This is a genomic window from Pseudoflavitalea rhizosphaerae (genome assembly GCF_003991355.1).
Classification (GTDB): Bacteria; Bacteroidota; Bacteroidia; order Chitinophagales; family Chitinophagaceae; genus Pseudobacter; species Pseudobacter rhizosphaerae.
In genome coordinates this window covers 122,523-146,962 of the sequence record NZ_RCSU01000002.1, presented here as the reverse complement: position 1 = coordinate 146,962, position 24,440 = coordinate 122,523, and the positions used below count along the sequence as shown (strand labels likewise).

General features: G+C 48.6%; 21 protein-coding genes. 16 read left to right on the top strand and 5 right to left on the bottom strand.

The genetic code is table 11. The features are described from left to right. On the top strand, positions 1-1,038 hold the full coding sequence (locus D9Y29_RS03410; protein ID WP_127125053.1) for a DHH family phosphoesterase: 1,038 nt from the start codon (positions 1-3) through the stop codon (positions 1,036-1,038). 24 nt (positions 1,039-1,062) lie between these two features. After that, positions 1,063-2,025 (top strand): FKBP-type peptidyl-prolyl cis-trans isomerase, encoded by a 963-nt coding sequence (locus tag D9Y29_RS03405; protein WP_127125052.1) that lies wholly within the window; start codon positions 1,063-1,065, stop codon positions 2,023-2,025. A 191-nt stretch (positions 2,026-2,216) separates the two neighbouring features. On the opposite strand, the gene folP is transcribed toward D9Y29_RS03405, so the two are convergent. After that, positions 2,217-3,041, bottom strand: coding sequence for a dihydropteroate synthase (folP, locus tag D9Y29_RS03400; protein ID WP_127125051.1), 825 nt, complete (start codon positions 3,039-3,041; stop codon positions 2,217-2,219). A 50-nt stretch (positions 3,042-3,091) separates the two neighbouring features. Between folP and D9Y29_RS03395 the strand changes: the two genes are divergently transcribed. The 4 genes from D9Y29_RS03395 to D9Y29_RS03380 are packed head-to-tail and all read left to right on the top strand — an operon-like array spanning position 3,092 to position 6,480. Further along, positions 3,092-3,637 (top strand): DUF1599 domain-containing protein, encoded by a 546-nt coding sequence (locus D9Y29_RS03395; RefSeq protein WP_127125050.1) that lies wholly within the window; start codon positions 3,092-3,094, stop codon positions 3,635-3,637. Between the two features lie 42 nt (positions 3,638-3,679). Beyond that, a complete protein-coding gene (locus D9Y29_RS03390) occupies positions 3,680-4,894 on the top strand; it encodes a BT_3928 family protein (RefSeq protein WP_127125049.1) in 1,215 nt (404 codons plus the stop codon). Between the two features lie 54 nt (positions 4,895-4,948). After that, the gene (locus D9Y29_RS03385; protein ID WP_127125048.1) at positions 4,949-5,998 is read left to right on the top strand and encodes an ABC transporter permease; all 1,050 of its coding nucleotides are present in this window, start codon (positions 4,949-4,951) and stop codon (positions 5,996-5,998) included. A gap of 44 nt (positions 5,999-6,042) precedes the next feature. Next, positions 6,043-6,480 (top strand): hypothetical protein, encoded by a 438-nt coding sequence (locus tag D9Y29_RS03380; protein ID WP_127125047.1) that lies wholly within the window; start codon positions 6,043-6,045, stop codon positions 6,478-6,480. 103 nt (positions 6,481-6,583) lie between these two features. Here the strand turns inward: D9Y29_RS03380 and D9Y29_RS03375 are convergent, their stop codons facing one another. Further along, positions 6,584-6,865: a DciA family protein gene (locus D9Y29_RS03375; RefSeq protein ID WP_127125046.1), complete on the bottom strand. Its 282-nt coding sequence runs from the start codon at positions 6,863-6,865 to the stop codon at positions 6,584-6,586. Positions 6,866-6,896: 31 nt separating this feature from the next. After that, on the bottom strand, positions 6,897-8,060 hold the full coding sequence (gene recF / locus D9Y29_RS03370) for a DNA replication/repair protein RecF (RefSeq protein ID WP_241237842.1): 1,164 nt from the start codon (positions 8,058-8,060) through the stop codon (positions 6,897-6,899). A 55-nt stretch (positions 8,061-8,115) separates the two neighbouring features. On the opposite strand from recF, the gene pdhA reads away from it, so the two are divergent. From pdhA to D9Y29_RS03345, 5 genes are all read left to right on the top strand, one after another. Continuing rightward, positions 8,116-9,111: a pyruvate dehydrogenase (acetyl-transferring) E1 component subunit alpha gene (gene pdhA / locus D9Y29_RS03365; RefSeq protein ID WP_127125045.1), complete on the top strand. Its 996-nt coding sequence runs from the start codon at positions 8,116-8,118 to the stop codon at positions 9,109-9,111. A gap of 39 nt (positions 9,112-9,150) precedes the next feature. Continuing rightward, on the top strand, positions 9,151-9,858 hold the full coding sequence (locus D9Y29_RS03360; protein WP_127125044.1) for a tetratricopeptide repeat protein: 708 nt from the start codon (positions 9,151-9,153) through the stop codon (positions 9,856-9,858). 11 nt (positions 9,859-9,869) lie between these two features. Further along, positions 9,870-10,370 (top strand): 6,7-dimethyl-8-ribityllumazine synthase, encoded by a 501-nt coding sequence (ribH, locus tag D9Y29_RS03355; protein ID WP_127125043.1) that lies wholly within the window; start codon positions 9,870-9,872, stop codon positions 10,368-10,370. A 1-nt stretch (position 10,371) separates the two neighbouring features. Further along, positions 10,372-11,091, top strand: coding sequence for a (Fe-S)-binding protein (locus D9Y29_RS03350; RefSeq protein ID WP_127125042.1), 720 nt, complete (start codon positions 10,372-10,374; stop codon positions 11,089-11,091). An 81-nt stretch (positions 11,092-11,172) separates the two neighbouring features. Further along, complete coding sequence (locus tag D9Y29_RS03345) at positions 11,173-13,791, top strand: zinc-dependent metalloprotease (RefSeq protein WP_127125041.1); 2,619 nt, start codon at positions 11,173-11,175, stop codon at positions 13,789-13,791. 168 nt (positions 13,792-13,959) lie between these two features. Here D9Y29_RS03345 and D9Y29_RS03340 read toward each other — a convergent pair whose 3' ends face one another. Then, positions 13,960-14,826, bottom strand: a complete 867-nt coding sequence (locus D9Y29_RS03340) for a helix-turn-helix domain-containing protein (RefSeq protein ID WP_127125040.1) — start codon at positions 14,824-14,826, stop codon at positions 13,960-13,962. Positions 14,827-15,035: 209 nt separating this feature from the next. Between D9Y29_RS03340 and D9Y29_RS03335 the strand changes: the two genes are divergently transcribed. Genes D9Y29_RS03335 through D9Y29_RS03320 form a run of 4 tightly spaced genes read left to right on the top strand, consistent with a single transcriptional unit; the run spans position 15,036 to position 22,059 of the window. After that, positions 15,036-18,155 carry a SusC/RagA family TonB-linked outer membrane protein gene (locus D9Y29_RS03335; RefSeq protein WP_127125039.1) on the top strand — a complete coding sequence of 1,040 codons (3,120 nt, stop codon included), beginning with the start codon at positions 15,036-15,038 and terminating at the stop codon, positions 18,153-18,155. Between the two features lie 12 nt (positions 18,156-18,167). Beyond that, positions 18,168-19,799 (top strand): RagB/SusD family nutrient uptake outer membrane protein, encoded by a 1,632-nt coding sequence (locus tag D9Y29_RS03330; RefSeq protein ID WP_127125038.1) that lies wholly within the window; start codon positions 18,168-18,170, stop codon positions 19,797-19,799. 27 nt (positions 19,800-19,826) lie between these two features. Next, positions 19,827-20,855, top strand: a complete 1,029-nt coding sequence (locus D9Y29_RS03325; RefSeq protein WP_127125037.1) for an IPT/TIG domain-containing protein — start codon at positions 19,827-19,829, stop codon at positions 20,853-20,855. A 22-nt stretch (positions 20,856-20,877) separates the two neighbouring features. Then, on the top strand, positions 20,878-22,059 hold the full coding sequence (locus D9Y29_RS03320; RefSeq protein WP_127125036.1) for a glycoside hydrolase family 130 protein: 1,182 nt from the start codon (positions 20,878-20,880) through the stop codon (positions 22,057-22,059). Between the two features lie 190 nt (positions 22,060-22,249). On the opposite strand, the gene D9Y29_RS03315 is transcribed toward D9Y29_RS03320, so the two are convergent. Further along, positions 22,250-22,735, bottom strand: a complete 486-nt coding sequence (locus tag D9Y29_RS03315; RefSeq protein ID WP_127125035.1) for a hypothetical protein — start codon at positions 22,733-22,735, stop codon at positions 22,250-22,252. A 170-nt stretch (positions 22,736-22,905) separates the two neighbouring features. On the opposite strand from D9Y29_RS03315, the gene rimO reads away from it, so the two are divergent. Next, on the top strand, positions 22,906-24,216 hold the full coding sequence (rimO, locus tag D9Y29_RS03310) for a 30S ribosomal protein S12 methylthiotransferase RimO (protein WP_127125034.1): 1,311 nt from the start codon (positions 22,906-22,908) through the stop codon (positions 24,214-24,216). Positions 24,217-24,440: the final 224 nt, after the last annotated feature.

The following is a 24,440-nucleotide window of genomic DNA, read 5'->3' as shown; positions in this document are numbered from 1 at the left end:
ATGTTACCTATCCAAGATTTATACCCGCTGCTCACCACACCACGCAAAGTGGTGATCACCATGCATCAGAAGCCTGATGCAGACGCCATGGGATCCGCCCTGGGACTTTATCATTTCCTGGTTCAACTGGGCCACCACGTTACTGTGGTCTCCCCAACCAACTGGGCCAAATGGCTCAACTGGATGCCGGGCTGCAATAAAGTAGTGGACTTCGAGCTCACCAGGGAGAAGGCCAATGATATTCTCAAAGAAGCTGAATGGATCTTCTGCCTGGATTTCAACATCCTCCTTCGCACCAAGAACATGGCGCCCATCATCAAAGCGCTCGATGTTACACGCATCCTCATAGATCACCACGCACAGCCCGATACGCCCACATTCGCGTATGGTATCTCCGATACCACCAAGAGCTCAACCAGTGAAATGATCTACGACTTCATCGTGGAAGCAGGATACAAACATCTCGTGAACAACGAAGTGGCCCAATGCCTCTACGCAGGCGTAATGACCGATACCGGATCATTTCGCTTCCCTGCAGCAAGCGCAGCGGTACACCGTATGATCGCAGATTTTAAAGACCAGGGACTTGACCATACCAAAGTTCATGAGCATATTTATGATAACTATCTCGAGAACAGGTTGCGATTCATAGGCCATGTACTCCTGCACCGCATGGAAGTGTTCTATGAATACAATACTGCACTCATCGCTATCCCCAAAAAAGACCTCCTGCGCTATGAGATCAAAACCGGCGATACCGAAGGTCTGGTGAACTATCCGCTCAGCATCCAGGGAATTCGGCTGGCCGCGATCGTTATAGACAGGGATGAAGAAAGAAAATGGAGCTTCCGCAGCAAAGGCGACTTTGATGTGAACACATTCGCCAGGAAATATTTCGAAGGCGGTGGTCACTTCAACGCAGCCGGCGGAAGAAGCAGCGCATCACTGGATGAAACCGTGGAGCATTTCATGCAGGCCATCCAGGAAAATGAAGCCGCTCTCCAGGAAGAAAGAACATCATCTAACAAAAAACAATAAAGAAGTAATTAATAATTTTCCAGCATGAAAAAAACAACCATTCTTCTCAGTGGCCTGGCAATCGCCCTTGGTTTCGCTGCCTGTTCAGGCGGTGGCTCTTTCAAGAAGACCAGGAGCGGTCTGATGTACAAGATCCAGTCTGACGACAAGAACCAGCCTGTGGTTAAACGTGGTAATATCCTCAAATTATACTTCCAGCAAAAATCTGGTGACACAACTTTTGGCGACAACTACGGTAAAATGCCTTTGTATGCACCGGTTGATTCTGTAGGCTCCACTTACAACCCCGCTGAGATCTTCGTTCTCCTACGTAAAGGCGACAGCGCTACTGTAGTGCTGGTGCCCGATACGCTCCTGAAGAAAGGAGCACAACTGCCTCCCTTCATCAAACGTAAAGACAAGATCGTTCTCAGTTTCCGCGTAGCCGACGTATTCACCAGCGACAGCCTGGCTGAAGTAGACCGCAACGCTGAAATGATGAAAGAACAGGCACGCGTGAAAACAGAAGCGGAAGGACAAAAAGTGAAAGATGCTGCCGGCCTGGATGCATACGTGAAGAAGAACAACCTCACTGTACAGAAAACTCCCAACGGCGTTTACTATCATATCACTTCCACTCAGAATGGTGCAGCTATCGATACCGGTGATATGGTGTCTATCAAATACACTGGTTATACCACTGAAGGAAAATATTTCGATTCCAACATGGACAGCACCAAACAAACCCAGCCTCACAGCATGGAGCCATTCAGCTTCCAGGCCGCTGGTCAGGGCGCTATCCCCGGTATGACTGAAGCTATCCTCTTCTTCAAGAAAGGAGACAAAGGCCGCATGCTCATCCCATCTGTTCTGGCTTACGGCGCCAACCCACAACCAGGCGGCCCCATCAAGCCTAACGAAAACCTGATCTTCGATATCGAAGTGGTGGACGTGAAGAAACGTTCTGAAGCTCCGGCTCCAGGCGCAGCCCCTCACGCAGGACACTAATCATTATTAAATTCATAAAGCAAAAGGTTGCATCTTTCATGGTGCAACCTTTTCTTTTGCTGCTGGCAGTCGCTCGCCTCCGGCGAGTGACTTTTGTTTAGTCGCCTCCGGCGACGCGGTGTTCGCCGGAGGCGAACCATTAGAAGTCACTCGCCGGAGGCGAGCGACTGGGCACACCCTGAGTAATTTCGTCAGCCGGAATACGCCTCAAATAGTTTCACCGCTTCCACCGCTTCCTTCACATCATGCACCCGCAAAATATGCGCACCGTTCATTAGTCCTATGGTGTTAAGTACTGTTGTGCCATTCAACGCCTCAGCAGCTTTGACCTCCAGCGTTCTGTTGATCAGTCCTTTTCTTGAAATGCCGAGCAATACCGGCTTGCCCAGCTCGCCAAATATTTTCAGGTTTCGTATCAGTTCAAAATTATGTGCATCCGTCTTACCGAAACCGATACCGGGATCCAGGATGATATCATTAATTCCCGCTTTCCGGCAGAATTCCATTTTCTGAATGAAATAATCCAGCACTTCGCGGGTCACATCTTCGTATACTGGATCCTGTTGCATATTATCCGGCGTTCCCTGCATATGCATCGCGATATATGGAACACGTAACTGACCAACAGTTGTGATCATCTCATCGTCCATATCACCGCTGCTGATATCATTCACAATGGCCGCGCCAGCTTTTACAGCGGCTTCCGCCACTTTCGCATAATAGGTGTCGATGGAAATGATGGTATCAGGGAAAGCTTTTACAATAGCTTCAATTGCTGGCGCCACGCGGTCGGTTTCTTCCTGGGCAGAGATCCGTTCGCTGCCCGGACGGGTTGATTGTCCACCTATATCCAGCATCCCCGCGCCATCCTGTAACATGCGCTCCGCCTGCTGTACAGCCGTATCTGCCATAACACGGCTGCCGCTATAAAAGGAATCCGGCGTTACATTGATGATGCCCATCACCACTGGTTTATTCATTTCCAATATCCTGCCCGAACAATTCAGTGTAAACATTTGTACTTTGTTACTTATTTTTAGGCCCTAAAGGTACCATCATTCTTACTATGACGAATCAGCAATACGACGAGGTAGTTCAATCCTGCAAAGATATCTTTCTGAAAAAGGCCAGCGATTACGGCACCAGCTGGCGCGTGCTGCGGCCCATCAGCATCATGGACCAGATCTTCATCAAGGCACAGCGCATCCGCACCATCCAGGAAACAAAGACCAACAAAGTAGGAGAGGACATCACCGGCGAATTCATGGCCATGGTGAATTACGGCATCATCGGGCTGATCCAGATGGATAAGAAAGACGCCACCGTGGAAGACCTGCCCGTTGCTGAAGTGGAAAGACTGTACAACCAGAAGATCGGTTTCGTGAAGAATGTAATGGAAGCCAAGAACCACGATTACGGCGAAGCATGGCGCTCTCTCAGCCAGGAAAGCCTGGTAGACCTCATTCTCGTGAAGCTCATCCGCATCCGCCAGATCCTGCAGAACGATGGCAAAACCATCATCAGCGAAGGCATCGATGCCAATTATGTAGACATTATCAACTATTCCATCTTTGCGCTTATCCTCATCAGAGAGGGTAAGCACCAGGGATAAATCCAAATAATCCGGCCTCTATCACTGAAAATATTCACAGCAATGAAAACCTTCCTGAACATTTCGCGCATTATCGTAGGCGTTCTATTTATTTTCTCAGGACTTGTGAAAGCCAATGATCCCCTCGGTCTCAGCTATAAGATGCAGGAGTTCTTCGAGATCTGGAACATGCACTGGCTCAACGATTACACCCTCACATTCTCCATCCTCATGATCACTTTCGAGATCATCGCTGGCGTGGCAGTACTGGTGGGCTACAAAATGCGACTCTTCAGCTGGTTGCTCCTGCTGCTGATCATCTTCTTTACTTTCCTTACCGGTTATGCGCTTTTCTCCGGGAAAGTGCGAGAATGCGGCTGCTTCGGCGATTGCATTCCTCTCACAGCAGACCAGAGTTTCATGAAAGACCTCTTCCTGCTGGTGCTCATCATTCCCATCTTCCTTCATAGTAATCGTATCAAACCCTCGCTCAGCGTGCGGAACAGCATACTGGTCCTTTTCTTCTCCACCGTGCTCACCATCGCCCTGCAATGGTTTGTACTGCTGCATTTACCCGTGGTTGATTGTCTGCCTTATAAGATCGGCAACAATATCCCTGAAGGCATGAAACCGCCTGCCGGCTCCATTCCGGACAGCACAGTGATCAATTTTGTATATAAGAAAGATGGAAAAGAAGTGGAATTCACCGCCGAATCATTCCCCGATGATTTCGACGACAGCATCTATACATTCGTGAAACGATACGATAAAGTGGTGCGCAAAGGAAATGCTTCACCAAAGATCAAAGACTTCGCCCTCAAAACTTATTGGGGTAACGACACCACCGATGCCCTGATGTCGGAAGACAAGTACCAGCTCTATCTCTTTGTGAAGAATGATTACAAACATGGTAACTGGCCCGGCATCATGAATATTGTGATCAGCACTGCCAGAGGCAAAAAAATAGAACCCTTCCTGGTTACCAGTATTCCTTTCGAAACACTGAAAGAGAACCCGCTGAAAGTGTTCACCCAAATGACGCCGCTGGCCTGCGATGCAGTTGCCATCAAAACCGCCGCCAGGGCCAATCCAACACTGATGCTGGTGAAGAATGGAAACATCCTCGGCAAATGGGCTTATTCAGACCTGGAACGCGCCGTGAAAGTATTGCAGGAACTGCCCGCTCAACCCGGGGAGCCTGCAGACACACAAACCTATGAGCCCATCCCGGACAGCCTGCAGCAGAGCAGCAGTCCGAAATTCTCTGCGTCTGAATAGGCCAGGTTTTGCAGATCAGTTCGTATTGCTTAGCTTCAACCATCAACTGCAAACATGATCAAGTACATTACCAGGCGGATCTTCTATGGCATCCTCGTGATGCTGGGCGTGGTAGTGGTGGTATTCTTCCTGTTCCAGGGCTTCGGTGATCCCAGTCGGTTGATCATGGGACAACGCGCCGATGCCGCCACGCAGGAAAATATTCGCAAGGAACTGTACCTGGATCAACCCAAATACAAACAATTCTTTTTATACCTCAATGATATTTCGCCCATTGCTATTCATACAAAGGCGGATATAGAAAAGAAACAGCTCAAAGGCTTTTTCTTGGGGGGTGATACGAAATTTGGCGTGAAAGTGCCGTACCTGCGCCGCTCTTATCAAACCAAAAAAGATGTGTGGACGGTATTGATGGAAGCCTTGCCGGGAACCATCATCCTCGCGATAGCAGCTATGTTCATCGCGATTGCATTAGGCATTCCTCTGGGCATACTTGCCGCCGTGAAGAAAAACACATGGATGGACACAAGCGCTGTGTTCACCAGTGTGCTCGGTATTTCCGCGCCATCATTTTTTATGGGGATCGTTGTGGCGTATCTCTTCGGTTTCTTATTAAGCGATATAACCGGTCTGCACATGACCGGAAGCTGGTTCGATATCGATGAAACAACAGGGGAGCGATACTGGAGTATGCAGAACCTGATACTGCCGGCGTTTACACTGGGAATCCGCCCGCTGGCTATCATTACACAACTTACCCGTAGCTCCATGCTGGACGTACTTACGCAGGACTATATCCGAACTGCTTGCGCAAAGGGATTGAGCAAAAGGGTAGTTATCTGGCGTCATGCCCTGCGCAATGCGCTCAATCCTGTTATTACTGCTATTACCGGCTGGTTTGCGGAATTGCTGGCCGGTGCTTTTTTTGTGGAGTATATCTTCGGTTGGAAAGGGATCGGGAAAGTAACAGTGGATGCACTGGAAAAACTTGACTTTCCGGTGGTAATGGGATCAGTATTGATTTCTTCTTTTTTCTTTATTGTGATTGGGATACTGGCAGACCTGCTTTATGGAATTGTGGACCCGCGGGTGAAGACCCAATAATTCGTTATTACCAGGTGTTTACATTGATACCTATATGATTCGAAATGAATAAGTTCCTTTTGATATTATTTTATTCTTTTATTAGCTGTGCGTCTTTAGGGCAGTCTGGTGTAAATGAATACAAAAAAATGATTGACTCTGCTATTATAATGCAGCCGGCTCAGTTAGAAGGAAATGTCTATTTGATCGATCAAAATAATCAACCTTACATTTTAGAATCTGACAAAAGTGAACAAAAATTTAAGTCAATTTCAATTGAAGCAAAAGAAAATAGAAAGTTGATAAAGCGTGGGATTAGAATATGGAAAATTTTGCCAGTCTTAAATAAGAATCAATTGATGATTACCATAGTAGACTTTTACGTTTCATATCGAAGAAAAAACTATAATTTCTTAAACGGTGGTGGGGCCAATATCAAGTTTGAATACTCTTGTGAAGAGAAGCAATGGATTTTAATTGAATCTAATTGGTTGGGCATATGAAGTTTATGAAACTTTTAATCTTCAATAATAATTATCCCGACAATCCGCCAACCGACCAGTTGACTGCAGCAGTCTGCGGAAGAGAATTCATGAGGCAGGTGGATCACCTGATCACCACCTCCCGCACGGTATTATCACCGAGCAATTCATTCACCCTTGTTTTAATCTGGTCTTTTTGGTAAAGTAATTCCTGTTTGAGGGGAGCAACAGTTGTATTAATATAAAGCGTGGTTCCGTGGATCTCGATCTTCTCAGTGTATTTAGCGATGGTCTTGCCCATGATCTGTTCCCATACATCTTCTATCTGTAATGCCTGAATGGAGCCTTTGATCCTGCTGCGGTTCAGGAAATGTTTCATGGCATCGCCCAGAGAATATTCACCCATACGTATAACTTATGATCCAAAGGTAAACAACTTATTCTGCTTCCTGTAATGAAATTACCTGGTATTGCTGCTTCAACGCATCGAAGTGATTGCGGATGCGTTCTTCATGTGTATCTGTGAGAAAAATTTGTCCATCATTCTGCACACATACCCAGGCGAGTAAATTGTGCATGCGGTGTTCATCCAGTTTCTCAAACACATCGTCCAGCAGCAGGAGGGGAGTGAAGCCCTTGTGTTTTTTCAATAACTCGAATTCCGCCAGTTTCATCGCGAACAATAAACTCTTGCGCTGTCCCTGTGATGCCAGGTTCTTGAATGCCTGTTGCTTCAGCATGATATCGAGATCATCTTTATGCACTCCGGCGTTTGTCCGTTGCAGTAATATATCTTTTTGCCGCATGCGCTGCAATAACTGCGGGAAAGATTCTTTCAGCAGCTGGCTTTCATATTCCAGATCCAGTTCTTCATCAGTAGCCGCGATCTGTTTATAGAAATTCTTTATAGACGGGATCAGCTCAGCCAGGAATTCCTTTCGTTTACTGAAAACATATTCTCCGAACTGAATGAGTTGCTGATCATAAACATCCAGCAGACCAGTATCGCGTATATTCTTTTCCGCCATGGATTTGAGGAAACCATTGCGTTGCTGGAGTACACGGTTATAATCGATGAGTTGTGTGAGATAAAAACCATCCAGCTGGGAGAGGAGGGCGTCTGTGAACCGCCTTCTTTCTTCGCTTCCTTCCATGATGATGCGGATATCATCGGGAGCGATGATCACGCAGGGATACCGGCCCACGTGGCGGGCGAATTTTTCGTAGAGCTCCCCTTCGAGATAAAATTCCTTTTTTCCATTTTCCCGGAGTATGCAGACGGCCTCTTCCTTACGCCCCTGCAATTCCATATTGGCCACAAGGCGGAAACCCGAGCTCCCATGTTGTACATGGGAATTGTCTGACCTTCCAAAATAGCTTTTGGTAAAGCAGCAATAATAGATGGCGTCCAGGAGGTTGGTCTTGCCCACGCCGTTCCGGCCGCAGATGCCTACGATCCTTTCGGAGAAGTCAAACTCTCTGTGGGTATAGTTCTTGAACTGTACCAGCGATATGGAGTGGAGAAACAACAATGGATCAAAATTACTGTACAGGTTATCAACCTTTAAGCGTTTTCTGCGAAGGATTAAACCGAATTGCAAATATTGCCCTTTTTTCCCTTTATCCCCTTATCTTTGCCCCTCAAATTTTTGAACTGTGGCCACTAAATTCTCAAAAGAAACTTACCTGTACTGGTACGAGCTGATGCAACTGATCCGTCAGTTTGAGCTGACTGCCGAGGAAAAATACAAGATGGAAGGCAAGATCCGTGGTTTTTTCCATGCCTATGTAGGCCAGGAAGCCATTGCAGCCGGCTGTATGACCGCTACCCGCCAGGAAGACCCCTTCGTTACCGCTTACCGTGATCATGGACTGGGCCTTGCCAAAGGTATAAGCCCTGAGTCCTGCATGGCTGAACTCTATGGAAAAGCTACCGGATGCTCTAAAGGTAAAGGTGGCAGTATGCACTTCTTCGGAAAGAACGAGTACTTTTTCGGCGGTCACGGTATCGTGGGCGCACAGATCGGTACAGGTGCAGGACTCGCTTTTGCTGAAAAATACAAGGGCACAGACAATGTTTGCCTGACCTATTTTGGCGACGGCGCCGCCCGTCAGGGTATGCTCCATGAAGTGTTCAACATGGCCATGACCTGGAAACTTCCCGTGATCTTCATTTGTGAGAACAACCACTATGCGATGGGTACCTCTGTTGAGCGTACCTCCAACATCGTGGACATCTATAAACTGGCAGACGCTTATGAAATGCCCGCTGATTCAGTGGATGGCATGAGCGCCGAAGCCGTACATGAAGCCGTTTCCCGCGCCGTGAAAAGAGCACGCGAAGGAGATGGCCCAACCCTGCTGGAGATCAAGACCTACCGTTATAAAGGTCACTCTATCTCTGACCCTCAGAAATACCGCACCAAGGAAGAAGTGGAAGAATACAAACAGCGCGATCCTATCAGCCTGGTAAAAGCCACCATCCTGCAGAATAAATTCTCTACTGAAGCAGACCTGGAAGCCATCGATAAACGCGTGGCCGAGAAAGTGGAAGCATCCGTTAAATTTGCCGAGGAATCTCCCTGGCCGGATGACAGCGAAGTACTGAAAGATATCGTAATGCAACCCGATTATCCATTTATCATGGACTAATCTGCTTAATTAAACAACCTTAAACACAACTCTTGCCAAATGGCTACAGAAGTAAAGCAAACCGAACAAACAACAGCGCCAGTACAAAAATCTGCTGAAGACAGATTTGCCAATACCTTCGAAGGGTTCTGGCAGAAGAACGGCAAAAAAGTATCCATCGGAATACTGGCCGTGGTGCTGCTTGTAGCCGGGTATTTTGCTTACAATAATTTCGTGAAAGCACCTGAGAACGTGAAAGCCGGCAATGCCATGTGGAAAGCCGAGTCAAACTTCAGGAACGATTCTTTCGCACTCGCTCTCAATGGCGACGGTTCCGCTGCCAATCCTGGTTTCCTCAAAGTGATCAGCAAATACGGTGGCACCAAAACTGCCAACCTCGCTAAATTCTATGCAGGCGCCTGCTATCTCCAGATCGGGGATTTCAACAACGCCGTTAAATACCTGAACGATTATTCTTCCACTTCAGAAGTACTCAACGTAAGAGTGTATGGCCTTCTCGGCGATGCTTACTCTGAACTGGGCAAGAAAGATCAGGCTGTAGAGAATTACAAAAAAGCAGGCAAGGCTTTTGCAGATGATACTTTCAATTCATCTGAATACCTTTACCGTGCAGCCGTACTGCTGGCCGATCAGAACAAGACAGCAGATGCCATCGCGCTCCTGAAGGAGATCAAAAAGAACTTCCCGATGACGCCGCGCGGTGTAGAGGCCGACAAGCTCATGGCTAAACTCGGTGAGACAAAATAGAACCATTCAATATGGCAGAAGTTAGTAACAGCAAGTTATTTCAAATAGATACGGGCATTCTTCAAAAGGATGCCTGTATTGTTATTGTGAAAACCGAATGGAATGCTACTGTTGTGGATGAGCTGGAAAAGGGCGCCATCCGCATACTGAATGAACAGGGCATTACTGATATCCGTACCGTTGTAGTGCCCGGCGCTTTCGAGATCCCTTTCGGCGTAAAAGCGTACTGGGATGCCAACAAACACAAGAGCAACCGCCCCTGCGCCATTATCACATTCGGTTGTGTGCTCCGCGGGGATACGCCACATTTCGAATATGTTTGCCGCGCCGTTACCGATGGCGTGCTGCAACTCAATCTGCAACTGCCCGTTCCCGTTATCTTCGGCGTACTCACGGTAGACAACCAGCTGCAGGCCGATGAACGAATCGGAGGCCGCCATGGCCACAAAGGAGAAGAAGCGGCCATCACCGCCGTGAAAATGATAGCGCTGAACAACTCTTTCAAACAGTAAAATGAAGGTTCAACTCTTTATACCCTGCTTCATAGATCAGCTCTACCCCCAAACCGCTTTCAATATGGTGAAGGTTTTGGAGAAAGCAGGTTGTACTGTTGAATACAATTCCAACCAGACCTGTTGCGGCCAGCCAGCCTTCAATGCAGGTTTCTGGGACGATGCCAAGGAGGTCTGCACCAAATTCCTCAAAGACTTCGACGGATCAGATTACATAGTGGCGCCCAGCGCTTCCTGTACAGGCTTCGTTCGTAATTATTACCCGAAACTCTTCGATAATTCCTCCCATCACAATGATGTGAAACACCTCCGGGACCGGACTTTCGAGTTTTCAGAATTCCTCGTGAACGTGCTGAAGATCGAAAACCTGGGAGCGAAGCTGGACCTCAAAGCCACTTATCACGATTCCTGCGCCGGACTCCGCGAATGCAAGATCAAGGAAGAGCCCCGCAAATTATTGGGAAATGTCAAAGGACTGGAACTGGTAGAGATGAAAGATGTGGAAACCTGCTGCGGATTCGGCGGAACTTTCGCAGTGAAATTCGAGCCCATCTCCATCGGAATGGCAGACCAGAAAATTAGCAATGCCCGCGAAAGCGGCGCCCAGTGCATCATTTCAACCGACCATAGCTGTCTCATGCACCTGGACGGATACATCCGTCACAAAGGTCTCCCCATGAAGACCATGCATATCGCCGACGTACTCGCCAGCGGCTGGTAATTCCGTTTAGCCATTTATCAAATTGTTCCTCCTGCTTGAGGTTATGTTTGTATATTCAGTGGCACTAAAACGGCATTTATCATGAAAAAACTCCTACTATTATTTCTGTTATCGGGACCAGTGCTGCTTGTGAGCTATGCGCAGAAGAAGAACAAGAACAAAGAAAAAGACAAAGCACCTGTTCCCGCTGCGGTGGCAGACACCGCCAAACCCAAAAAACCGGCCGGGATCAAAGATAAAGTGAAGACCAGCCGTAAGGTAGATGGCCTCTTCACCATCTACCAGGATACTGCCACCGGCAGTGTGCAGTTGTATATCAAAAAAAGCCAGCTCGGAAAAGATTATATCTACCAGAGTTTCTCCGTAAATGGACCTACCACACTCTTCCTGAACCAGGGCATGCACCGCACCACCTTCGTGTTCAAAGTGGAGAAAGCATTTGATAAACTGGAGTTCTCACAGGTGAATACAAACTTCTACTATAATCCTGCTGATGCTGTGAGCAAAACCTGGAACGTAGACAAACCCGAAGCCATATTCCATGTAGAGAAGATAAGCGCCCAGGATGATGACGGCTTCCTGGTAAGCGCAGACGGACTTTTCATCAGTGAAAAAATGGACAATGTGAAACCAAATTTCGGGCCCAGTCCATTTGCCGCAATGATGTTCAACCTTGGTGGTCTGAATCCCGCCAAATCGAAATACCATGCCATCCGCTCTTTCCCTAATAACACAGATATCGTAGTGGATATGGCATACGACAATCCGAATATCACTGCGCAGTCTGGTCCGGACATTACGGATGGCCGTTATGTGCGCGTTCGTATGCAGCACACGCTCATCGAAATGCCGCAGAACGATTACAAACCAAGGCTGGACGATCCGCGCGTTGGTTATTTCACCGAGAACGTTACCAATCTCACTACTATCAGTCCAACCCCCTACAAGGACCTGATCCATCGCTGGAACCTGAAGAAGAAAGATCCCAATGCAGCCGTGAGCGAGCCGGTTCAACCACTCGTTTACTGGGTAGAGAATACTACGCCTGTTGAATACCGCGACGCTATCGTTGAAGCTGGACATAAATGGAACGAGGCTTTCGAGAAAGCAGGTTTCAAAAATGCCGTGCAGATGAAGATCATGCCAGACGATGCCACCTGGAACCCTGATGATATCCGTTATAACGTGATCCGCTGGGTAGCCAGTGCACAACCGAGTTATGGCGCTATCGGGCCCAGCTTCGTGAATCCGAGAACAGGGGAGATCCTGGGTGCGGACATCACCATCGAATGGGCCTCCGGAAGCGGCACCATCAACCAGGATGAGCTTTTCAAAGCTGGTCCATCCATGCAGATGATCAAAGATCTCTTCACCAAAGAAGAAGAAGTGGAAATGCATGTGCCTGGTATGAAACACAGTCATCTCGCTACCTGTACACTGGCGCAGGAACTGAAAGCACAGTTCGTTGCCGGCACTACCATGCTGGACGCTGCCGATGCTTCTCCCGCTGAATTGCGCGAGATGCACAAACAGTTCCTCACTTACCTGGTGATGCACGAAATGGGCCACACACTCGGCCTCAACCACAACATGAAAGCATCACAGATGCTGAGCCCCGCTGAGATCAACAATACTGCCATCACACACAAGATCGGAACAATGGGTTCCGTGATGGATTATCCCGCCGTGAACATCGCAGCAGACAAATCCAAACAGGGCGACTACTATACAACAAAAGCAGGCCCTTATGATATCTGGGCTATCGAATATGGTTATGCGGAATTCTCACCTGCCGAAGAAGCAGAAGGACTGAAGAAGATCCTGAGCCGCAGCACCGATCCCCAGCTCACTTTCGGTAATGATGGTGACGATATGCGCGCTCCCGGTAAAGCCATCGATCCCCGCGTGAACATCATGGACCATACCAATGATGCCATCGCATATGCCGAAGACCGCTTCAGGATCGTGAACAATACCATCCCGAAGCTGGTGGGCAAATACAGTAAAAATGGACAATCCTATGCTGAGCTGAGAGCCCGTTATGGCAACCTCATCGCACAAAGGATGAACATGTTCTCTGCTGTGAGCCGCTATATTGGTGGTGTGTATGTAGACAGGAGTTTCCCTGAGCAGAAATCTGCCACCAAACCATTCACGCCTGTACCACTGGCCACTCAGAAAAAAGCGATGGAAGTGCTGACCAAATATGCGTTTGCACCCAATGCATTCGATGCCGATGCACAGGTGTATCCTTACCTGCAGATGCAGCGTCGTGGATTCAACCAACCCCAGGCTGGTGAAGACTTCCGTGCAACAGCCAATGTGCTGCAAATGCAGGCCAACGGCGCCCTGGCGCATATCCTGCACCCGAACACTTTGCAGCGTATCACCAACAGCCGCCTGTACGGAAACCAGTACAGCGTTGCAGATGTTATGAATGATCTTCAAAAAGGGATCTTCGCTGCTGATCTCGGCACTAACGTGAACGTATACCGTCAATACCTGCAGGGTATCTTTGTACGTGGACTGGGCAGCATGCTGGATGCGAAAGAATTTGACGATGTGTCAAAAGCGGCAGCCCTCAATACACTGAAGAAGATCAAGACCCAGTTGTCAACAGCCGTTTCTACCAACGAAGAAACTAAAGCGCACAGGGCTGCGTTGCTGTTCAATATCAACAAGGCGCTTGATCCGAAATAAGAGCAGTTTGATTTTTTATATTGATGAAGAGAAGGTCGCAGTAATGCGGCCTTTTCGATTTTTTTGGGGGCTGGCAGTCGCTCGCCTCCGGCGACGCGGTGTTCGCCGGAGGCGAACAATTAGAAGTCACTCGCCGGAGGCGAGCGACTGGGCACACGCTGAGTAATATCAGATGAACACCCTCTTCTCATACGTATAATTCTCCCTGAACTCCTTCGGGGTACATCCTTTCTTTTTCTTGAACAGCCTGTTGAAATTGGAAATATTATTGAAGCCACAATGATAGGCTACTTCAGCAATCGATCTGTTTGTATCTATTAGCAGCCTGGAAGCATGGCCCAGCCTGATCTCCAGCAGGCTGTCGATAAAATTCATGCCTGTCTGCGCCTTGAAGAACCTGCTGAAGGAAACCTTTGTCATATTGGCGAGTTTGGCTGCATCAGATAACTGCACTGATTTATCGAAGTTCTGATTGATATACTCGATCACTCTTTCAACTCTTCTGCTGTTATGGCTGGGCTGGATCTGCGCGAAGGCGGCATCCGAGATCAGGCGGGCATTGCGCGATACAGACAGATCATGTAAGATACTCATCAGTTCCATCACGGAGTCGAAGCCCTGCCGCGTTTGAAGGTCTTTCAACCTGCCGCTCAGGGCCTTTGCTGTTTCGCGGGAAAAGAGGATGCCGCATTTGGAACGTTCGAACATCTCGCGGATAAAATGCAGCTGGTTCCTGCGTAACATCTTTTCATCGAAGAGGTCTTTATGGAATTGTACCGTGATCTCATGGATCTCTTTACTCTCACACTTGTGGTTCTTCCAGGCATGCGGCAGGTTGGAACCTACCAGTACAAGATCGATATCATCTATTTCCTCCATAACGCTCCCGACTATACGACGCGCGCCTTTAGCGTTGATCACCAGGTTGAGTTCCAGTTCTTCGTGGTAATGAAGGGGGAAGTTGAACTCGGATTTGGTCCGGGTAAAGATGGTGAAGCAATCGCTGGAGGTGAGAGGGGTTATCTCCTTGAGCATATCCTACTTAAAATGAGTTAAATAAATACAATTTTACTTGCGGGAACCCGCATCAATCCAAATCAATATTACACAATCTTATTCATAGCTATACGCATTATCTGATATTTCGCCGGGAGAACAAGCTCTGATAAAGTATAAAAGGAGGATAATAAAGTACTATTCGTATGAGGGTATAAGATATACTTTTGGTCAAACGATATTGCTTTATGAGAAAAAAGTTTTTCTTTAACCTCCTCTTGCTTGTTCTTGCCGGGGTCCAGTGCCTGGCGCAGGCAAAACCCATTGCCGGCACCGTTACCAACGAAACCGGGGAACCGCTTTCCAATGCTACGGTCAGCATCAGAAAAACCAGTGTTGTTACCAAAACCAATGCACAGGGCAAGTTCTTCCTCGACGTTCCTGCAGGCGCCACCACGCTGGTAGTTACTTACGTGGGGATGGACAGTGCAGTAGTTCCGATCACCAGCGCCGCTGCATACACGATAAAACTAAAGCCGCTGGCCTCCTCGCTCTCCGACGTGATTGTTGTGGGGTACGGCTCCGTTAAGAAATCCGATCTCACCGGATCTGTGCAGAGGATCAGCAGGGAAGACCTGATCCGCGATAACCCCGGCAATGTGCTGCAGGCCATGCAGGGTAAGCTGGCCGGTGTGAATGTAACGCAGAATGATGGCGCCCCCGGTGCAGGACTTAGTATCCGCATACGCGGCAGCAATTCCGTTCTCGGTGGCACCGAACCGCTCTACGTGATAGATGGCGTTCCTTTCAATAACAGCAGCAGCGGCTCTACGCCTTCAGCGATAGGGGAAGATGAAAAGCAAAGTCTCAATGCACTGGCATTCCTCAATCCGGCGGATATTGAAACGATCGATGTATTGAAAGATGCTTCCGCAACCGCCATCTACGGTTCCCGCGGCGCCAATGGCGTAGTGCTGATCACCACCCGAAAAGGGAAAGTGGGAAGGGATAAAGTGGAACTGCTCGCCAATGTAGGCGTGGCTGAAGTGACCAAAAAACTGAAAATGTTATCGCCGCTCGAATATGCGAAATTTCAAAACCTGTCTTATGCCAATGCCAGGAAATACGATGGCGCTACTTTCAACGATCCCTATCCCGATCTTTCAAAGTTCGAGAATGATCATACGGACTGGCAGAACTCGATCTTCAGAAAAGGCTTCCAGCAACAATACACCGCCAATATTTCCGGCGCCAATGAGAACGGCAATCATAGCATCTCCTTCAATTATATCGACCAGGATGGAATCATTCAGAATTCAGGCTTCAAAAAAATGGGCCTGAGCCTGAACCTGAACAGGAACCTGGGCAGGATCTTCCGTATCGGTACCAGCACTGCCGTATCCAATAGCATTACGCGTGGTGTGAAAACGGGCACGGACAAATCCGACGCCGCCAGCGCCGGTGTGATCAGGGCCGCACTGACTTATCCGACCACCATTTCCACTATTGAAGAATATGATGGATCAGGGGAGGGGTATTTCATCACTAACCCTGTCATATACACGAATGATGTACTCAATAAGGTAAATGCCCTGAACATCTTCTCTTCCAATTTCCTCGAGATCAACCTCACCAAAGGCCTGAAGTTCCGCCAGAACCTGGGTTTCAACTATGGCGGCAATTCCAGGGACCAGTACTATCCCCGTACTGTATACGAAGGTTTCAGCGCCAGGGGATGGGGATTGAAGTCGGATAATCTCTGGACCAGCGTGATCACCGAAAGCATCATCAGTTATGCGGAAACTTTCGGTGAACATTCTCTGAACTTCATGGGCGCTGCCACTTATGAAAAAACAGCAGGACAATGGAAGCGCGCGGAAGCGAAAGATTTCCCCAATGATCAGCTGCAGAATGAGAACTTCAAAGCTGCAGCACTGGTGATGCCGGTTACGAACAATCGCTACAGTTCCGCACTGGTGTCTTTCCTCGGCAGGGTCAATTATTCACTGCACGACAAATACCTGCTCACTGCCTCCATCCGCCGTGACGGTTCCAGTAAATTTGGTAAGACGAACAAATGGGCCAATTTCCCATCCGCGGCATTTGCCTGGAAAATACACAAGGAAGATTTCATGAAAGAGGTTTCATGGATCAATGAACTCGGGCTCCGCGCCAGTTATGGACAAACGGGCAACCAGGGCATCGGCGCTTATTCTTCGCTCGCCAAACTGGCTGTGTACAATTATCCTTTCGACGGAACACAGTATACCGGTCTTGCTGACGATGTATATGCAGGCCCGGCCAATGATTCACTTATCTGGGAAACCACTACTGCCTACAACCTCGGTGTGGACCTCGGTCTGTTCGATGGAAGGGTCAATTTCCATGTAGACGCTTATTATAAAAAAACAAAAGATCTTCTCCAATACATCACTACCGCACCTTCCACCAGTTTCGAAAGACAACTGCGCAACTCAGGCACGGTAGAGAACAAGGGTATTGAACTGGCGCTGGACGCAAGGCTGGTGAGCAATAAGCAATTCGAATGGAAGGCCGCCGCCAATATCGCTTTCAACAGGAACAAGATCCTGGAACTGGGCAGCAATCTCAAGGAACAATATGCCGGCAATATCTCCACCGGCGATGCGCCATTCCTGCAACGTGCGGGCCTGCCCATCGGCGCATTGTATGGCTACGTGGAAGACGGTTACTTCGATAATGAAGCCGAAGTGCGCAACTCGCCACTTTACACCGGGAATACAGATGCATACATCAAAAGAATGATCGGTGAGGTGAAATACCGCAACCTCGATAAAGACCCCAGTTCTATCTCGGTGTCCGACAGGACCGTTATCGGTGATGTAAATCCCAATTACACTTTCGGTATCACCAACAATTTCCGCTATCAGCATTTCGATTTGTCCATTTTCGTGAATGGCGTTCAGGGCAACGATGTCATCAATATGAACACCCGCTTCAATGATAATTTCGGAGCAGGAAAAAATGTAACGGAAGATATGCTGAATGGCGCCTGGGCAGAAGGGAAAGACAATTCCAAAGCTACCGGTCCCAAGGCCATGCGCCAGTTCTGGAGGAATATGCTCTTTACCCGCAGGTTCATTGAAGACGGTAGTTTCGTTCGCATCAAGAACGTGACCATCGGGTACAATTTCCCGCAAAACATGATCAGGAATATCCGCAATATCCGTCTTGCTTTCGGCGTGAACAATCTTTTCACATTCACCGATTACAGCGGCTTCGATCCTGAAGTGAACAGCTATGGCGATAATCCCGCCATGTTTGGTGTAGACCTCGGCGGTTATCCCAACTCCCGTACTTATTCACTCAGTCTGCGTTGCAGTTTCTAAAACATTACTATCATGAACAACAATATTTCTCATTATATCAATAAAGTCTGCAGGACCCTGGTAGTTCCGGCCGCCCTGCTTTCTCTGGGCTCCTGCACCAAAGCGCTGGAAGAAACACCCTATTCATTCTATTCTCCCGAAAACTTTTATAAGAACGAAAGCGATGCGAAGATTGCGATGAACGGCGTATACAGTGCGCTCTACACCTGGGAAATGTACCAGCAGCCTTTCTGGAACCTGACTGTGCTGGATGATGATCATGTTTCCGGGGCCGACTGGTTCCTGGGTACATCAGGAGCCGGAAACCCGCAGGGATACTGGGGTGTGGACGGACCCTGGGTTGGTTGTTATACCATCATCGGTAGGGCCAATACCGTTCTCGAAAATGTTGGAAAACTGGAAACTGAAATCGATGCCGAGATCAAACAACGCATCCTCGGTGAATGCTATTTTCTGCGTGGCTGGGCTTATTTCCAACTGGTACAGCTCTATGGCGGAGTGCCCATCAGAACAAAGACACTATCTGAAGACCCTGAGCGGAACAGACCGCGTTCATCTGTAGAAGAAGTATACGCCGCCATCATCGAAGATTTCAAAAAAGCGGAGACCATGTTATTTCCTGCCGGCCACGCCAAAGCAGGGGAACCAGGCCGGGTTACGCGCGGACTGGCCAAAGGCATGCTGGCCAAAACCTATCTCACCATGGCATCCGGTGCAGCAACAGGCAATGTGAGCGTTCGCGGCGGGCAGGATAATGGCTACTATACTTACCCGAAAAACATTGTTGCCGGTTATGAGAATATCGATAGCAAACATTACGCAGCACTGGCCAGGGATAAGGCGATGGAGCTGATCCAGGATAATGAATACTCGCTCTACGACAGCTGGAAAGAATTATGGGCGAAGGGTAGCCGCAACAGGCGCGAGCATATGTGGGAAGTACAATCCATGACAGGTACTCCTTTCATGAACAATCTTCATAATTATTTCTCTGCGTTGTCCACTTTCGGTCGTGGCGCTACCTGGTTCACCAACCATCACTACCTGGATTATGAAGATGCCGATCTTCGCGTACTCGATGGCGTTGTACACAACTATGCCACCAATACCGGCACTAAATATTTCTATCCTTCCTGGCAGGCGGCCATCTACAAGAACATCAATGGGGTGGTCTACAACAATAACGGCACTACAGACGATCGCGCCTATGTGATCAAATACGCAGATGTTTCAGATCCTACACTGGCCAACAGCGATGCTTATTTCCCGCTGATGCGCTATTCAGAGATCTACCTGATCTATGCCGAAGCTGCCAATGAAGCCAATGACGGACCTACCGCTGAAGCCTATACGTACCTGAAGAAAGTGAGGGACAGGGCCCATGCCACAGAAGCCCCCGCGAATATGGACAAAGAGCAGTTCCGCAGCTTCGTGATCGCAGAACGTGCGCGCGAGTTTGCGCTGGAAGGGGTGCGCCGCTTCGATCTCATGCGCTGGGGCATCTACCTCCAGGTGATGAACAAGATCGGTACCGGGCAGAACAATATCTCCAAAGTGAGGGCGTCGAGAAACCTGCTGCTGCCCATTCCGCTTAGTGAGATCAATTCAAATCAGTCGATCCCCGACAACAATCCCGGCTGGTAATTCATTCTTCATTTCAAATTGCCTCATATGAAAAAGCATTTCAAAACTATATACCTGCTGACCATTCCGGTACTGCTGTTGCTGGCGGCATCCTGCAAAAAGACCAAAACTGCAGGTGGACTGCCGCCGAAGATCACAGGCGTTACCAATCTTACAGACAGGAACAATCAATTGCCTGCCACGGATTACGGCACCTGGATCATGATCAAGGGACAACATCTGGCCGGCACGGAATCGGTTGTGTTCAATACCATAGCTGCCGCCGACTCACTGATATGGGCAGACGATACCAGTGTAACCGTGAAGATTCCGGCAATACTGCCACATCCTTCCGAGAATCCCATCACCGTTACCACACCTTTTGGCTCGGATACATACCAGTATACTATTCTTCAACCAGCACCGGTGATCTATTCCTTCAATCCGGTAGGAGGGGTGGCCGATGATGAAGTGACCATCAAAGGCGACTATTTTGGAGGCGTATCAGAAGTGAGGTTCGATAATACACCTGCGCAGATCCTTTCATCCACCAAAAGCGAGATCACTGTGAAAGTGCCTGCAGGCGTGCAGTTGGGCTATATCTATGTAACTACGGCCAGCGGTACCGTCAAATCAGGACTGATCTTCGGCTATGCCTATATGGTATTTGATGAGGCGGTGGCAGCCACCTGGTACAACAGTTCTTTCGGCGGCACTTTCGTACTGGATAATGCCACACCAGTAAGAAGCGGAAGCAATTCCGTCAAATGTACCTGGAATGGATGGGGCGCTTTCCGCATCTCCAAAAATGCGCCCACGCTCAGCACCGCAGGCTACACAGGGATCAAGTTCTCCATTTACGTTGGACAAAATTCCATCGGTAAAAAAGTGAAACTATCCGCCAGCGGCAACGAAGCAGCGGGCTATACCATTATCATCAATGAAGCAGACAAATGGCTGGATTTCCAGGTGCCATTCACCAATCTTGGAAACCCCGCCACTCTGACCAATATCATCATCAAAGAGTTCTCCGGTCAGGCCCGGGAAGTATACCTGGATGATATCGGCTTGTATTAAAAAAAATAGAAAAGAATAACAGATGAATTTCGATTTGAGATTGAAGCGCTTGAAGGAGGAACATGCATCACTTATCAAAAGGCCCAATATACCTGAAGAAACCGGGAATGGTATTTTCATTCGATACAGGCATCCTGTGCTTACAGCGGCGCATACGCCACTGTTCTGGCGGTATGATCTTGATCCAAACACCAATCCCTTTCTCATGGAAAGGTTTGGCATCAATGCTGTATTCAATGCAGGAGCCATCAAATTCAATAATAAATATGCACTGGTGGCGAGAGTGGAAGGTGCCGACAGGAAATCGTTTTTCGCCGTGGCGGAAAGCGAAAACGGAACAGACAATTTTGTATTCCGTCAATATCCCATCCAGATGCCATCCTTACCGGACGGAGACACCAATCTCTACGATATACGCCTGGTGCAACATGAAGACGGCTGGATCTACGGCATCTTCTGCACGGAAAAGCGTGATCCCAATGCAGCCCCCGGCGATCAGAGCAGCGCCATTGCGCAATGTGGTATCGCCCGGACAAAGGACATGACGGATTGGGAGCGGCTGCCCAACCTGGAAACAGGGTCCCCGCAACAACGGAATGTGGTGTTGCATCCTGAATTCGTGAACGGACAATATGCATTTTATACAAGGCCGCAGGACGGATTCATTGAAGCAGGCAGTGGCGGCGGGATCGGTTTTGGTTTGTGCAGCAATATCGAAAAAGCAGTGATCACGGAAGAATGGGTGATAGATCCGAAAAGATACCATACCATTTATGAAGCGAAGAACGGCCTGGGGCCCGCACCGATCAAAACAGACAAGGGATGGCTTCACATGGCGCATGGTGTGAGGAACACGGCTGCTGGTCTCCGTTATACGCTCTATCTTTTCCTCACGGATCTGCATGATCTTACGAAAGTGATCGCTAAGCCCGCCGGTTATTTTATGGCGCCGGAAGGGGATGAGCGCACCGGCGATGTATCGAATGTTTTGTTCTGTAATGGCTGGGTAGCCGACGATGATGGAAAAGTGCTCATTTATTATGCGTCTTCCGATACGCGCATGCACGTAGCAGTTAGCTCAGTGGAGCAGTTGCTGGATTATGTGCTGCACACGGCTCCCGATGAATTCAGCTCGGCGGCCTCAGCCGCCAGGGTAAAGCAGATCGCGGAAGTGAATCTTGCCACAGTTACACAGTTACAATAAATCAGCGCGCCGGCAGTCGCTCGCCTCCGGCGAGTGACTTTTGTTTAGTCGCCTCCGGCGACGCGGTGTTCGCCGGAGGCGAACCAATACAAGTCACTCGCCGGAGGCGAGCGACTGCCGGCGCGCTGATAAACCCCAAAAAAAGGGTGTTGTTTGCACAACACCCCTCAAATGATTTTTTCAGCTAAACTTAGAAGGTATACCTGATGGCCAGGCCAAACCATCCGCCTTCAAAATAGGAATAACCTACAAGATTGAACGAAGGCTGCCAGTCGAGGCTCAGGTTGATCGGAGCTTCCCTGATCTTGTAATCCAGGCCCAGTACACCATCAACACCGAACTGAACGCCATTGTCGCGGTTCGGGTATCGGTCTTTCCACTCATTATTCCAGGCGCCGATATGCGCACCGCCACCCACATACCATTTCAGTCCGGGTGCATTGTTGATATCACCGTGGTATTCGTACAAACCGGTAAGACGAAAACCATATCTCCAGAATGAGAGCAATCCTTCGATGGCAGCATCGTCCTTGATAAAATGTTTCAATGTAATGGCGCCGGGATAGAACTTAACACCCAATGCCGTCTTGTAATCTGAACCAAGTGCCTGCGCCTTTGCAGAAGAACCCATTCCCACCACAAACGCCAGCGCTAACACAACCGATAACTTTTTCATACTTTGATTGTTTAATGATGAATGCTTCTAAAAAATTATGCCAAACCTGCCTGAAACCGTCAATCATCAGTTAAATCCATAAAAGTCAATAATATGGACCCACAAAAATCCGCGTAAATATAATAGGTTCGGTGCATATTTTAAATGTAGTTACCTTTGCGCCCACAGGTATGAAAACAAGAACAAGAAAACAGGACAAGGTAAATATCATTACCCTCGGCTGCAGCAAGAACATGGTAGACAGTGAAGTACTGAGCGGCCAGCTGCTGGCTAACGAGATCGATGTGGTGCACGAGAACCAGAAAAAGGACCACAATATCGTGATCGTGAATACCTGTGGCTTTATAGATAAGGCCAAGGAAGAATCCATCAATACCATCCTTGACCAGGTAGAGCTCAAGCGTAAAGGAAAACTTGATAAGGTTTATGTAACCGGCTGCCTGAGTGAGCGTTACAAGAACAATCTTGAGACTGAAATCCCTGAAGTGGACGCTTATTTCGGCACTATGGAGCTGCCCCTGATCCTGAAACAATTCGAGGCCGACTATAAAGCCGAGCTGATCGGTGAACGCCTCCTGGCCACTCCCAAACATTACGCTTACCTCAAAATATCCGAAGGCTGCAACCGCACCTGCAGTTTCTGCGCCATCCCGCTCATGCGCGGCAAACACGTGAGCCGCACCATGGAAGACCTGGTGAAGGAAGCTGAGAAGCTCGTGAGCATGGGCGTGAAAGAGATCATGCTGATAGCACAGGAACTCACTTATTACGGACTTGATATTTATAAGAAGCGCAGTCTCAATGATCTTTTACATCGACTCGCTGATGTAAAGGGACTGGAATGGATCCGCCTTCATTACGCATATCCCTCCAGGTTCCCCCTGGAGATCCTGGATGCGATGCGTCAGCGCGATAATATCTGTAATTACCTCGACATGCCCCTGCAGCATGCGAGCGACAATATGCTCAAAGCCATGCGCCGCCAGATCAGCAAAGCGGAAATGGACGAGCTGATCCACGCGATCCGCGAAACAGTTCCCGGCATTCACCTTCGCACCACGCTTATTACCGGCTTCCCCGGCGAAACACGTGATGACGTTGAAACCGTGAAATCATTCCTGCAACAACACCGGTTCGACAGGGTAGGCATCTTCACCTATTCCCATGAAGAGAACACTACGGCTTACGATCTGGAAGACACGATCCCCGCTGAAGAGAAAGAAGCACGCGCACAGGAGATCATGGAAGTACAACAGGAGATCAGCTATGAAAAGAACCAGGAAAAGATCGGACAAACCTTCAAGACGCTCATCGATAAAAAAGAATCAGGGCGCTATCTCGGCAGAACTGAATTCGACAGTGTGGAAGTGGACAATGAAGTGATCATCCAGACGAATAAGAAACTGGCGATCGGCGAGTTTGTGAATGTGAAGATCACGAAGGCGTATGATTATGATCTGGAAGGAGAGATTGTATCTTGATAATTGCATTATATTTTGTGAAAGCCCGGCTGAGCAGCCGGGCTTTTTTTATGGCTGTGCTTCGCAAAGGGAAATGAAACGCCGGCTGTAAAACATACCGCCGCGGGAGAATATTTATTGGGCTGTGGATGGGAGAGATGGGGCTCAGGAAATTCTATTGAACTTTTGCGCTTATGTTTTGAAGGCCGGCTTGTTCATTTCACCTTTGCTCAGAATGGCCGATG